The 12,276-nt window shown below is 43.5% G+C and carries 12 protein-coding genes; 7 read left to right on the top strand and 5 right to left on the bottom strand.

Going from position 1 to position 12,276, the window contains the following annotated elements:
- Positions 1 to 10: 10 nt before the first annotated feature.
- The 7 genes from R7O03_RS21615 to R7O03_RS21585 all read left to right on the top strand — a co-directional run bounded on the left by R7O03_RS21615 (position 11) and on the right by R7O03_RS21585 (position 6,809).
- Positions 11 to 574 (top strand): c-type cytochrome, encoded by a 564-nt coding sequence (locus R7O03_RS21615; RefSeq protein ID WP_411977484.1) that lies wholly within the window; start codon positions 11 to 13, stop codon positions 572 to 574.
- An 8-nt stretch (positions 575 to 582) separates the two neighbouring features.
- Complete coding sequence (locus R7O03_RS21610; protein ID WP_318132012.1) at positions 583 to 1,635, top strand: c-type cytochrome; 1,053 nt, start codon at positions 583 to 585, stop codon at positions 1,633 to 1,635.
- Positions 1,636 to 1,938: 303 nt separating this feature from the next.
- Entirely contained in the window at positions 1,939 to 3,270 is a 1,332-nt protein-coding gene (locus R7O03_RS21605) for a paraquat-inducible protein A (RefSeq protein ID WP_005385807.1), read from the top strand.
- The gene (gene pqiB, locus R7O03_RS21600) at positions 3,263 to 4,909 is read left to right on the top strand and encodes an intermembrane transport protein PqiB (protein ID WP_017821656.1); all 1,647 of its coding nucleotides are present in this window, start codon (positions 3,263 to 3,265) and stop codon (positions 4,907 to 4,909) included. The genes R7O03_RS21605 and pqiB overlap by 8 nt, the downstream gene beginning before the upstream one ends.
- Entirely contained in the window at positions 4,909 to 5,487 is a 579-nt protein-coding gene (locus R7O03_RS21595) for a membrane integrity-associated transporter subunit PqiC (RefSeq protein ID WP_042523078.1), read from the top strand. Before pqiB ends, R7O03_RS21595 begins: the two co-directional genes overlap by 1 nt.
- Before the next feature lie 102 nt (positions 5,488 to 5,589).
- Positions 5,590 to 6,363 (top strand): hypothetical protein, encoded by a 774-nt coding sequence (locus tag R7O03_RS21590; protein ID WP_031778929.1) that lies wholly within the window; start codon positions 5,590 to 5,592, stop codon positions 6,361 to 6,363.
- Positions 6,364 to 6,569: 206 nt separating this feature from the next.
- Positions 6,570 to 6,809, top strand: a complete 240-nt coding sequence (locus tag R7O03_RS21585) for a hypothetical protein (RefSeq protein WP_005376679.1) — start codon at positions 6,570 to 6,572, stop codon at positions 6,807 to 6,809.
- 58 nt (positions 6,810 to 6,867) lie between these two features.
- On the opposite strand, the gene R7O03_RS21580 is transcribed toward R7O03_RS21585, so the two are convergent.
- The 5 genes from R7O03_RS21580 to ihfB form a co-directional block, all read right to left on the bottom strand.
- On the bottom strand, positions 6,868 to 8,706 hold the full coding sequence (locus R7O03_RS21580) for an extracellular solute-binding protein (RefSeq protein WP_005376669.1): 1,839 nt from the start codon (positions 8,704 to 8,706) through the stop codon (positions 6,868 to 6,870).
- Between the two features lie 499 nt (positions 8,707 to 9,205).
- Complete coding sequence (pyrF, locus tag R7O03_RS21575) at positions 9,206 to 9,907, bottom strand: orotidine-5'-phosphate decarboxylase (RefSeq protein ID WP_005376667.1); 702 nt, start codon at positions 9,905 to 9,907, stop codon at positions 9,206 to 9,208.
- Between the two features lie 84 nt (positions 9,908 to 9,991).
- Positions 9,992 to 11,167, bottom strand: a complete 1,176-nt coding sequence (gene lapB / locus R7O03_RS21570) for a lipopolysaccharide assembly protein LapB (RefSeq protein WP_005376665.1) — start codon at positions 11,165 to 11,167, stop codon at positions 9,992 to 9,994.
- Between the two features lie 18 nt (positions 11,168 to 11,185).
- Positions 11,186 to 11,482: a LapA family protein gene (locus R7O03_RS21565; RefSeq protein ID WP_005376663.1), complete on the bottom strand. Its 297-nt coding sequence runs from the start codon at positions 11,480 to 11,482 to the stop codon at positions 11,186 to 11,188.
- Between the two features lie 269 nt (positions 11,483 to 11,751).
- Positions 11,752 to 12,033 carry an integration host factor subunit beta gene (ihfB, locus tag R7O03_RS21560; protein ID WP_005385816.1) on the bottom strand — a complete coding sequence of 94 codons (282 nt, stop codon included), beginning with the start codon at positions 12,031 to 12,033 and terminating at the stop codon, positions 11,752 to 11,754.
- Between the last annotated feature and the right edge of the window lie 243 nt (positions 12,034 to 12,276).

The raw sequence follows: 12,276 nt of genomic DNA, 5'->3' as shown, positions 1-12,276 counted from the left end.
AGCAACCACTATGGGCGCAAGCGCCTCGTCTATTCCGGAAAAAGCCAGCGTATGTAGCGGTTGTCACGGCCAAGATGGCATGGGACAGCCAAATATCGCGCCGATGATCGCTGGTTTAAACGCGAATTACCTCAACACTCAAATCGAACTATTCCTTAGTGGCGAACGCCAAAATGTGGTCATGCAAGGCATGGCGAAGGAACTCAGCGATCCCGCAGACCGTAAGGAAGTTATGGAGTACTTTGCTAACCTCCCGAGCTACGAGTTCACTAATCCAGAACAACGCGGCGACCAAGCTGATATTCGTAACCCGTATCGTAAATTAATTTTCCAAGGCGATTGGGATAGAAACATTCCAGCTTGCGCGACTTGTCATGGAGCCAGCGGTATGGGCGTCGACAAGTTCCCTCGCCTCGCAAGCCAACATGCTGATTACTTAAAAATGCAATTGATGGCATGGAAAAACGGCACTCGCAGTGGCGACCCGCTCAATATGATGGGGACCATCGCAAAAAATCTCACTGACAAAGAGATCGAAAATCTTGCTTACTACTTTGCCTCATTACGTTACTAGGAGCAGTCATGAAACGTTTCTATTCTTTGTTCGCACTGCCTTTCATTTCTACGCTCGTACTAGCTAACGCTCCATTACCGGACCGCCAGAAAGAGCTACCTGCGATAGAAAAAGAAAAGCACGGTGAATACTTAAAACCGCGTGATCTCAGCACAATCCCAAACACCGCATTTGGTGAGCAAGTAAAACGCGGTTACTCGCTCTTTGTTAACTCACAACAAATGCGCGGAAAATACGTTGGCAACGAACAAAACTGTGTGAACTGCCATATGGAGGCAGGACGAAAAGCAAACGCTGCGCCACTGTGGGCAGCTTACATGGCATACCCGGCATATCGTAAGAAAAACGATCGCGTAAACAGCTATGCTGACCGTATCCAGGGTTGTTTCGAGTATTCCATGAACGGTAAAGCGCCCGCTCACGATTCGCCAGAAATTGTTGCCCTTAGTGCTTACGCCTACTGGTTAGCGATGGGCGGTTTGCTTGACAAACATGGTATGGCGGATGAACCCATTCCAGAGCTAGACGCAAAAGCGTTGCAAATTGGTGGAAAAGCAAAAGACTTTCCGTTGCCCGAAGCCATCGCACAAGCATTACCAGTTGAAAAGCGAGGTAATCTCTCTGGGCGTGGCTACCCAAAAATCAACGCCCCTGAGCAAGAACCATCAATAGAGCGAGGCGCACTGGTCTACGAAAAGAACTGTGAAACTTGCCATCGCGCCGACGGTTCTGGCATCAAAGACACCAACGGCCACTCATACATTCCACCACTTTGGGGCGAATATGCGTATAACTGGGGCGCAGGTATGCACCGGATTAACACAGCGGCCTATTTTATTTACGAAAACATGCCGCTTGGGAAAAGTGTCCAGCTGACAGAGCAAGAAGCTTGGGATGTCGCAGCATACGTCAACAGCCATGAGCGTCCACAAGATCCTCGATTCAAAGGCAATGTCACCGCAAACGCGGAGAAATATCACCAGCACCAAGGCTATTACGGCAAAACGCTCAACGGTACGCAAGTCGGCTCCAATGCCTTTAAGAGCGGAACGGTCAAGTAAAGTACAACTAAGCACCTTAAATAAAATGCTCTTTTTCCCTGCTCAGATTATCTGGGCAGGGTTACTTACCCTTAAAAACAAGTAATTACCCCCCTCCACAGACAAGCAATATCACATTATTTTCGACTTCCAACATACTCATCTTCGCCGTAAAATCTTGTACCAAACGTGACTTCGTTTATGTCTTAGATTTCCCATATGCTCTAATGCCAAAAGTAAGAAACTCGTAAACTCCTGAATCAAAACAAGCGTGCCTAGTGAAAAAAGAGTATTCTTAAAGCAAATGAATCTAAAACCTACCCGATGAGTATTCAACCTAATTCCCGTCAGTTAATTTCATGCGAAGAGTGCGGCCTTGTTGTTCGCATTCCCGATATCGAACAGGGGCAAAAAGCACAATGTCCTCGATGTTCGCATTCGCTGACTAAAGTGAATGCCAAGCCTTACCAAAGCGTGATCGCCATATCATCGGCATGTTTGATCATGTTAGTGCTAAGCATTTCTTTTCCTTTTATGTCGTTCAGCGTGCAAGGGTTGTCGCAAGAAATCACCTTGTTGCACGCTGCCAAAATGCTGGCTGAGTTTCAAAATGTGCTTTTGGGTGTGCTGCTACTCGCAACAGTTATCGTTTTGCCTGCAATCTATGTTGGTCTCATTCTCTTTCTTCACCTTGAAGCATTAAAAGCACGTAAACATACCCCCTCTAGAAAGCAGCAACGAATGGCAAAAGTTTTATGCCGTCTTCTGTTTCGAGTCGAACCCTGGTTAATGGTGGATGTCTTTTTGATTGGCGTGTTGGTCAGCTTAATTAAAATCGCTTCCCTCGCAGACATAGGAATGGGCACTTCATTCTGGGCGTTTTGTGTATATACCGTTCTGGTAGTCAAATGCATATCAATGGTCGACAAAAGCTGGCTCTGGGGGCACTTTATTCCAGCTATCGAGCTATCTGATGTAAAAGAGGGTGATACGCACCATAACCACAACCATATTGGTTGTCATACGTGTCACCAGCTCAACCCTATTGAAGCTAAAAAACACCAACACTGCATTCGTTGTAAAAGCCCTATTCACAAATACAACCCCGCAGACAATTTACAAAAAGCTTGGGCGCTTTTGTTTGCTTCAGTCATTTTCTATATCCCTGCGAACCTCTACCCTATGATGTACACCGTAAGCCTTGGACATGCAGAAGGTTCAACTATCATGGAGGGGGTAATATTGCTTTGGCATTTAGGTTCTTACCCTATTGCGATGGTAATTTTCTTTGCTAGCGTATTTATTCCAATGGCGAAAATGCTGGCACTCGCGTGGCTGTATTACAATGCGCAAAAAGCGCGATATCTTCCGCACGAAGAGAGTATTTCACGCTTAAAGATCTACCGCATAACTGAGTTTATTGGTCGTTGGTCCATGATCGATATCTTCGTCGTCGCGATCTTAGTTGCACTGGTTCAGCTGCAAAACTTAATGGCGATTTATCCAGGTCCTGCTGCGCTCTCTTTCGCGGCAGTGGTCATTTTTACTATGCTTTCTGCAATGATATTTGACTCACGTTTGTTGTGGCAATTGCCACAAAACGAAGTGCAGGAGCCGATTTCTGACAACTTAAACGAGAAAGCCAAATATGAGTGATGAGAACAACGTAACCGCTCAAATAAAACCGCAAAAGCAGATTTCTGCGATATGGATTGTCCCGATCCTTGCGCTAGCCATGGGAGCGTGGATGCTGTTCCAATATATCAACAGTACAGGCCCACAAATTACTCTCCAACTGCCAACCGCAGATGGGATTGAGGTTGGCAAAACCGAAATCCGAGCATTGAATGTAAAAGTCGGACTGATTACTGAAGTCACTCTCAGTGAAAATTACGATCACATCATCGCTAAGGCACAAATGAACAAGGATGCAGAACGCATGCTGCGAGATGACACCATGTTTTGGGTGGTGAAGCCTCGTATTGGCCGTGATGGCGTTTCAGGTTTAGAGACCTTGCTCTCTGGCGCTTATATCCAACTTCAGCCGGGTAAATCTAAAATAGAGAAAGAGCGCTTTACGGTCTTAGATGTTCCCCCAGTGGCCTCTCCTGATGCAGAGGGGTTACGCCTTGTGTTAACACACCGCGAGGCTGGTAAGCTAGGCGTTGGTGACCCCGTCATTTATAAAGGCTTTACGGTTGGTCGTGTAGAGAAAACTAGCTTTGATGTTGACACTCGCAAAGCGTTATACCAACTCTTTATTTTCAAGCCTTATGACAGCTTAGTGCGCACTCGTACCAAGTTCTGGCTGAATTCTGGCGTAGATTTACAGCTCAATGCTGAAGGGTTCGAAGTCAAGTTTGGCTCATTAGAGAGCATGCTAACGGGTGGTGTTACCTTCGATACCGTTCCAGGTCTTGAATCCGGTGAACAGCTCACTGAAAATATGGTCAACTTCCGCTTGTACGATGATATTAAACAACTTCGAGAAGGCATGTACGATGATTATATTGAATTCGTTATGCTTTTTGATGAATCGGTACGAGGACTTAAACGTAAGGCACCTGTCGAATATCGAGGCTTGAGAATTGGTACTGTGATGCGTGTACCAATGCGACTTCCAACCCCAGAAGAGAACTTTTCTGCGAAAAAAATTCCTGTATTGGTACGTATCGAGCTCGGCCGTGTTTATGGCGATTTCCAATCCCAATCTTTACCAATGTTAAAAGATAAATTGAAGAGTGAGTTTGCTAAAGGCCTACGTGGTACTTTAAAAACAGGTAACTTATTAACAGGCGCACTATATGTTGACGCCGACTTCTATCCAAATGACGAGCCTTACGTACCGAGTAAGTTTGCTGATTTAGATGTTTTCCCAACTATGCGTGGTGGTTTTGCGCAGGTTCAGCGCCAAGTGAACGACTTCCTAAATAAGATTAATAACTTACCGATGGAAGAAACGCTAGATTCTCTCAATTCAACGTTAAAAACGTCCGAAAAAACGTTAGCTTCAGCAGAACGCGTGGCGGACAGTATTGATAAACTTTTGAATCAAAAAGAGACGCAAGAGATCCCAACAGATATTCGCCAAAGCTTACAGCAATTACAAAAAACACTCGATGGTTATGGGCCCAACTCAACCATGTACAGCGAAATGGAAGCCACGCTAAAAGAATTAGAAAGCGTAATGACAGAGTTTAAACCCGTACTTAAACAGCTAAACGAAAAGCCAAACTCTCTCGTGTTTGGAGAAGATGAAATCAGTGACCCAATACCAGTTAAAGGCAAAAACTAATGAAACGAGTATTCTTTCTGTCTATCGCGCTATTTGTCGGTCTAACGGGTTGCAGTAGCGCTCCGCAAACTAAAGGAGCTATGTACCTTCTACCTAAGGCGGAACCAGTGACGCTGAGCTCTTCTGATATCGCTCAGCGCCCAACTTTAGTTGTTCGTCCAGTGACATTGGCGAGTTATTTGAATGATAATGGCATTGTTTATCGAACCTCTGAGACCCAAGTTATTCAGGCAAAACACAATCAATGGGCGCACAGTATTTCTGAGCAAATCACTCAGAGAGTTGTCGCGGAACTACGTCAAAAGCAAAGTCATTACTGGCCGACTGAAATGAATAATCTGTTGGATCAAAGCGGTGAAGCCAAACTACAGCTTACGTTAAATAAATTTAATGGCAGCTACAAAGGTAATATCGAAATTGAGGGAGAATGGTTGCTCATTAATGCCGAAGGTAAGGTCGAAAACAGTGCGCCAATACAAATCTCACAGCCGCTTCAAGATGAGGGCTATGAAGCGCTCGTCAACGCTTTATCCATAGGCTTAGAAAGCCTAACCTCAGACATTGCCAAACAACTCTAAGTCAATGTTAATTACAGGGAAGCAAGTTGCTTCCCTTTTTTATGCAGAGTGTAGCGACTTCTACTAAGCTGAAAGCTGACGAAAAGCCGAAAAGGAAATTGGATGAAACCATGTAACCTGCTATCACTCTCCTCACTCATTCTTGTATTACCTACATCAGTAGCGCTCTCAGCCGAGACACAAGAATCTCGTTGGCGAAATAGCATAGAAGTGTACATGCTAGGACTGAATATCCACGGGGATACCAGTATTGGTCGCTTTTCATCAGAGGTGGATGTCGATCCTAAGTTCATCGTAGACCACCTCGATATTGGGGCGATGTTGCGATTCGAGAGTATTTACCAAAGTAAGTGGGGCTACTACATAGATTATAGTTTCATGAACTTAAGTGGTGATGTTAATAATATCAAGGGCGCTCTGCCTAACGCTCGTTATCGTGCGGACATCGAAATACGGCAAGGTGTTCTAGAAGCAAAGGCATTCCAACGCGAACAATATTCATTTGGTAAACTGGATTATATGTTTGGATTACGTTGGTGGGACAATGACATCACCGGCAAGCTGTATCGTAATGACAACCGGGTACTAGAAGATAGACTGTCATTACAAGAAGATTGGGTCGATTTTTTAGTTGGCTTGCGACTCATTGATGAATTGAGCGAAAACTGGCGATTTCATGCCAGCATCGACGCCGGACTTGGCAACGATACTCACTTCACTTATGCCATTCAAACTGGTGTTCGTTATAGCTTTAACGAATGGTCTGATCTCAACTTAGCTTACAAGTCGACCTGGGTCGATTACAAAAATGAAGAGGTATTTGAATATGATACGGCTTCTCAAGGGCTTTTAGTCGGACTTGGCTTTTACTTTTGATTAGGTTGAACCCTAGCCTATATTCAAGCGTTGTAACTTGTACCAACTCTAGGTACACGTCTAGTGCCACGTTACAGATGCTTAAATAAGGCAAATTGATCTTCATCAGACTATAAATTGCTCTTCGGTGCTACTCTCTGTCACAAAATATAAAACCCCACTCTATGACCTCATATAGGTCTTGTTGATAAGGTTCCCGAGTAGCAATGTCGATTAACATTTCCGATTTAACCACCGCCCTAAATAAGGTGGAGCATATTCATAAAGTGCAGCTTGAAAACGTACATCAGTTCTTCAAAGCAAACGAAGCTTTCTCGTTGCAAACATTCAGCCAGCTGATATCCAGCGACTCGCTTGATGATCGATTTAAAACCATCGATAAAGCGTTCTCTTTGCTTGGTGATGCAAAAACCTACCTTTTAGAAGCGTCTTACCTTATTAAGTAAAAAAAAGCCCCGATAAAATTCATTACCGGGGCTATCATTTTCTATCTAAACTACTGATTTACAATTTGTAACGATCATCAATTACCGTTAGTTCTGGGAAGGTTTTACCTTCGTCCATCGCTTCTTCTGTCTCTTCTTTTACTTGGTTATCAATCCAGAAATTACCGATATCCATTGGATGAAGCACCCATTCTGTCGCTTTTGTCATGCCGTTTTTAGGAATTTTAACCCAGCGCCAATGAGCAACTCGAGAATAAGGCACCATGTAGCCAGGAACGATGATATTCGCTTTGCTGACATAGTTTTGGATTTGATGCGACAAGTCGTAACGCTTCTCCTGATCAAACTCAGAATCATACGCTTCAATTAACTTGTCTAGCTCAGGGCTGCTGTAGTTGGTGTGAGCATTCGTTTGTGGTCGATTTGCATTATCCGAGTGTAGGTATTCCCAATACGCAGGGATCTCACCAGAGCCCATATTCAAAAACGCTAGCTGATGCTTTTTCTCAAGAATGTATTTAAACGCAGATGAGCCATCCACCAAGTTTAACGTGAACTCAAGACCAGCAAGTTTCGCTTGCTCTTTCAGGTATGCAATACGCGGTGTCCAAGAGTTGTATCCATAGGTGATAGCAAAGCTCAAGCGTTGGCCCTTGTCGTTAATACGAATACCATCTGCGCCCACTTTGTCAAAGCCCGCTTTTTCGAAGTGTTTAACCGCCGCATCAGCATCAAACTTTGGCGGTGTATTGTTAGGATCATCGTATTCGCCATGACCAAAGCCGAGTCCATGCGGTTTACGTGAATAATCTCCACGCATGATGTTTTCAATCATGCCGTCATAGTCAGTGGCTGCCATAACACCTTTACGCACTTCTAGGTTATCCAACATCGGCATCGCTGTGTTCATCCAAAGACCACCAGCTCCTTGCGGTGCTTCGTTAAAGCCCCAGTACTTTTGGATATAGCCTTTTTTGTACACATCACTATTGGTTTTGTCATGCCAAAAGCTTGGTAGCACCATCTCAAAGTAGTCTAAGTTGCCTTTCTCAAAGTGCTTCATGGCAATATCAGGATCGCGAATCACCTTAATGCGAACCTTTTCAACGTTATAACGGTTTTTATAGTAGCGGTTGTTGTATCCCCACCAATCTTCACCGACATGTTTGAATGTCACGCTCTTACCTTTCTTCACTTGATCAATGTAGTAAGGCGCTGCGGTTGGCTCAGATTTAAAGTTAAACTTTCTGACGAAATTATCAGGCATGCCATCGTTATTTGCGTCCTTTTCTCCTTCAAAGAAGTGTTCAGGACGAGGCTGAAAACCATTACTTGGCATGTTAATCATAACCATAAGTGAGTCATGACTTTGAGCTACAGCAAGATTGACTTTGATCGTGTAGTCATCAATTTTTTCAACACTCACAATACTGTTTGTGAAGAAGTCGTTATACCACGGGTCGATAATGTCTTTTGACGTGTAGTACTTCATCATAAAGACGTAATCATCTGCTGTAATTTTTTCACCATCTGACCACTCGGCCGTTTCGTCGAGTTTAAAGAATACGGTTTTGTTGTCCTCTCCAAATGCCCATGACTTAGCAAGTTGAGGGATCCATTTGCCAGTATTTGGATGACGCTGAGCCAGTTTTGGTGAACCATCCATTAAGTATTGGCGCAAACCTGAGTTCGCATCTGGACCAACACTTCGTAATGTTTGCGGAAAGCTCTGAATGTAAGTGCGATAGGTGCCACCTCGTACCGCTTCTTCAGAGGCAAATAGAGGTTCGTTGTTGTTTGAAATCCATTCGATATCAGCTGGCAATTCTGCCGCACTCAGTTGAAAACTGGCAGCGGTCAGTGTTGCTAGTACTGAAAATGGCAGTTTTTTAGTCATGTTTCTTCCTTGTTGTGTTTGCGCACTAAGGTCGTAACAAGGAAGACAGCGTGTGAAAGCTCACAGAAAGCTGCGATTTAAAATACGCAGATAGGAAATAATAGGAACGTAATATGAAGTGACGTCCTGCCAGCTTCTATATTAATTTCAAAGAGTTTCACTAGGTCATCCTAGACCTTACAACGCAGTGAATGCATCTTCGCCATAGTATTCTTTAGACATTTGTAACGCAAGCCATCAATAACACATGGTTGCATTTTCGAGGCATCACAGTGAGTTATGTTACAAAAGTGTGATCGGCATAGTACCAAGCCCTACTTTACTCAGAATAAACCGCAGAACCTTTATCTCAATTGGCCCCGATATACCAGTTAAAGCAAGTAAATGATCAGACATAGCTGGTTAAAAGGAATGGTTGTTTACCGCGATTAGTATTTTCATTCGATATAAAAAGTGAGGCATCTTAGCCTCACTTTTCTCCATACAATCGAGACAGTGCTTACATGTTAGATAAGCTCTCATTGATCGACTTCAGCACTTCTGCAGGATTTGACGCTTGAGTGATAGGGCGACCAATCACAAGATAATCTGAACCTGATTGGATAGCGTCTACTGGCGTCATGATACGGCGTTGGTCACCTTGTTCTGAACCAGCAGGTCGAATACCAGGGGTCACTAATTTAAATTCTTGGCCTAGTTCGCTCTTCAGTAGTGAGGACTCTTGCGCTGAACATACCACGCCATCTAAACCTGCGTTTTTGGTCAAGGTTGCTAGACGAATAACTTGCTCCTGAGGCGCAACATTCAAACCAATACCAGCTAAATCACTTTGTTCCATACTGGTTAGTACCGTTACACCGATAAGAAGTGGACGATCTTTACCATATGGTTCAAGAATTTCACGTGATGCCGTCATCATACGCTCACCACCGCTCGCGTGTACGTTCACCATCCATACACCCATTTCAGCCGCAGCGCGAACTGCTTTCGAGCAGGTGTTTGGAATATCGTGAAATTTTAAATCTAGGAATACAGAGAAACCACGTTTATGGAGTTCACGTACAAAATCAGGACCAAATAGCGTAAACATCTCCTTGCCAACTTTTAGTCGGCATGACGCAGGATCAATTCTATCTACAAACGCAAGTGCATCTGCTTGGTTATCATAATCCAGTGCGACAATAACTTTTTGGTCGATCATTTCATCTCCTAACTGTTTTGGTTCTTATTCAATAAAAAGTTAAAAAAATGCAGCGGACAGAAACTCTGCCAGCTGCATTAAGAATTATTCACCATCCAATCCGCGGATTGGCTTGATCGTCCCCCATCCTTTACAGGACGGACAATGCCAATAAAGGGAATGGGTAGAAAATCCACACTTCCGGCATCGGTAATGCGGTTTCACTTTTAACTGTTCACCCACCATCGCTTGTAGTGTTGATAGGCTGTCTTTCGCTCGACCATCTTCTGCTTCTGCAATGTGGTAGTCAATTAAACGGTAGAAGCCCTTCATGGTTGGGTTTTTCAGCAATTGTTTCGTCAGTAACTCTTGAGCAGCCCCAACGTTCTCGTGATGAGCAACTAATTGAGCCAACATCAACTCGGCTGATACGCCTGCTTTCTTATCAATACAAGCTCTCAGAAACTCGACAAGTTCATCTTCCTGACCCAGATGATGATAGCATTCTGCAATAGTTGGCAAGACATCACTGATAAAGTCTTTATCTTGCTCAAGTACCCCCGTCAGATATTTGATGGTGTGCTTATAGTCTTCAGACTCTAGGTAAATTCGTCCCAAAGCAATACTTGCTCGAACACACTTCGGGTCTTCCGCTAACGCTTTTTTAAAATGCTGTATTGCCTTATTAGTATTCCCATCAGCTTGGTCGAGCATGGCTATTTCACACCAAAAATGGGCAATATTTGCACGCATCCTTGAGCGTTTATTACCTAACTTAGCCAATTGGTTCGCGTAATAAATCGCCTTTTCCCATTCTCGTGTTTGCTGATAAATGGTCACTAATTGTTGAAGAGCCGCCTCTTTGTAATCTGGCTCTTCGACTAACTGTTCGAAGATTTTCTCTGCACGATCAAGAAAACCTGAGACCATGTAGTCTTTCGCTAACTGTTGAAGGGCGAGGTTCTTTTGGTCCAGTGTTAAGCCTGAACGAGAAATAAGATTTTGGTGAATTCTGATTGCGCGGTCGACTTCACCACGAGACCGGAACAGGTTACCCAACGCAAGGTGAGTATCGATGGTCTCGTTATCAACTTGGAGCAATTCAATAAAGTGATCGACAGCCTTATCTGATTGGTCAGAGAGCAGCAGATTAAGACCCGTCATATACTGACGAGAGATTTGATGAGATTGCTTCTGCTTGTCTTGCTGAGCGCTGCGATGCCCCATATACCAGCCATACGCAGCAGCTATAGGCAACAACAAGAAGAGTAGTTCAAGCATTAAAGTTAAGCCTTATCCTTATGCCTGTTTTTCAATGGCTGGCTTATCAGCAGCGTTGTTTGATTCAGTTGGTTCGTACTTTTTCAGTTTTTTCTTTAAACGACGGACCTGTAGCTGAGTTTTCAGTTGGATGCTACCAAAGATAACCCACGCTAAAGCAAAGCCAACCACAAATACTACACCTAATAGCGTAGATAAGTGGAACTCTCCTTTTGCTAGAAGATAGTTAAAAGTCACGAGCTCTTGGTTTTGGGAACCTAACGCCAATGCAATTAAAAAGAGAGCTAAAACAGCAACGATTTTTATAATTTTCATGTTACATCACCCTTCTAGGAGTAAGTCGGTAAGATTATGCAGGAAAATGCTTCTTCAGACTACGTATATTAGCAATAATCTATACCCAAGTAACCTCAAGATGCTTAGTTTGTAGACATGCTTAGAAGTTAAAGTTATTTGGGTATAGAAAACAGCTGAATCCACAATTAGATTAGTAAACGATCTTAGATGTATGACTAACTTGGATACATTACAAAAAAGCGGCATACACAAACGTATGCCGCTTTTTTCAAACTAATAAGAGTGCATTAACCAATATTTACACGCTCACGAAGTTCTTTACCAGGTTTGAAATGTGGAACGTATTTACCTTCCAATTCCACTTTATCGCCCGTTTTAGGGTTACGACCTACGCGAGGCTCGCGGTAATGAAGAGAAAAACTACCAAAGCCACGGATCTCGATACGGTCACCGCTCTCTAGTGTAGAGGCCATGTGCTCTAAAATATCTTTTACAGCATCCTCTACCTCTTTCGCTGATAAGTGTGTTTGCTCAGCGCAGAGTCTTTCAATCAGTTCAGACTTAGTCATAGTTGCCCTCTTTGAGTATCTTTATCACTTATTATAGTAAGTAATACTAATTCCAACAAACACTTGCTGACAATTCTAGACAAATTTTATGCAAAATGCGCAATGAAGAAATGCCTTTTATTAAGATAGTTTACTGTCATTAGTATTACTACTTAAATATGACCAAATGTAAATTACCACCTTCTAAAGAAGGTGGCTTTGTGTGAGCCCCCTAAAAGGGGGCCTTTGTTTAGTCCAGCGCCA

It is taken from the genome of Vibrio sp. Vb2960 (assembly GCF_033337665.1).
In the GTDB taxonomy this organism is placed as follows: domain Bacteria; phylum Pseudomonadota; class Gammaproteobacteria; order Enterobacterales; family Vibrionaceae; genus Vibrio; species Vibrio alginolyticus.
This window is presented reverse-complemented; position numbering and strand designations above follow the sequence as displayed.

Bases quoted from the DNA above. Each gene is read 5' to 3' on its own strand.
- R7O03_RS21615 (WP_411977484.1), top strand. From the start codon at position 11: ATGGGCGCAAGCGCCTCGTCTATTCCGGAAAAAGCCAGCGTATGTAGC.
- R7O03_RS21610 (WP_318132012.1), top strand. From the start codon at position 583: ATGAAACGTTTCTATTCTTTGTTCGCACTGCCTTTCATTTCTACGCTC.
- R7O03_RS21605 (WP_005385807.1), top strand. From the start codon at position 1,939: ATGAGTATTCAACCTAATTCCCGTCAGTTAATTTCATGCGAAGAGTGC.
- pqiB (WP_017821656.1), top strand. From the start codon at position 3,263: ATGAGTGATGAGAACAACGTAACCGCTCAAATAAAACCGCAAAAGCAG.
- R7O03_RS21595 (WP_042523078.1), top strand. From the start codon at position 4,909: ATGAAACGAGTATTCTTTCTGTCTATCGCGCTATTTGTCGGTCTAACG.
- R7O03_RS21590 (WP_031778929.1), top strand. From the start codon at position 5,590: ATGAAACCATGTAACCTGCTATCACTCTCCTCACTCATTCTTGTATTA.
- R7O03_RS21585 (WP_005376679.1), top strand. From the start codon at position 6,570: ATGTCGATTAACATTTCCGATTTAACCACCGCCCTAAATAAGGTGGAG.
- R7O03_RS21580 (WP_005376669.1), bottom strand. From the start codon at position 8,706: ATGACTAAAAAACTGCCATTTTCAGTACTAGCAACACTGACCGCTGCC.
- pyrF (WP_005376667.1), bottom strand. From the start codon at position 9,907: ATGATCGACCAAAAAGTTATTGTCGCACTGGATTATGATAACCAAGCA.
- lapB (WP_005376665.1), bottom strand. From the start codon at position 11,167: ATGCTTGAACTACTCTTCTTGTTGTTGCCTATAGCTGCTGCGTATGGC.
- R7O03_RS21565 (WP_005376663.1), bottom strand. From the start codon at position 11,482: ATGAAAATTATAAAAATCGTTGCTGTTTTAGCTCTCTTTTTAATTGCA.
- ihfB (WP_005385816.1), bottom strand. From the start codon at position 12,033: ATGACTAAGTCTGAACTGATTGAAAGACTCTGCGCTGAGCAAACACAC.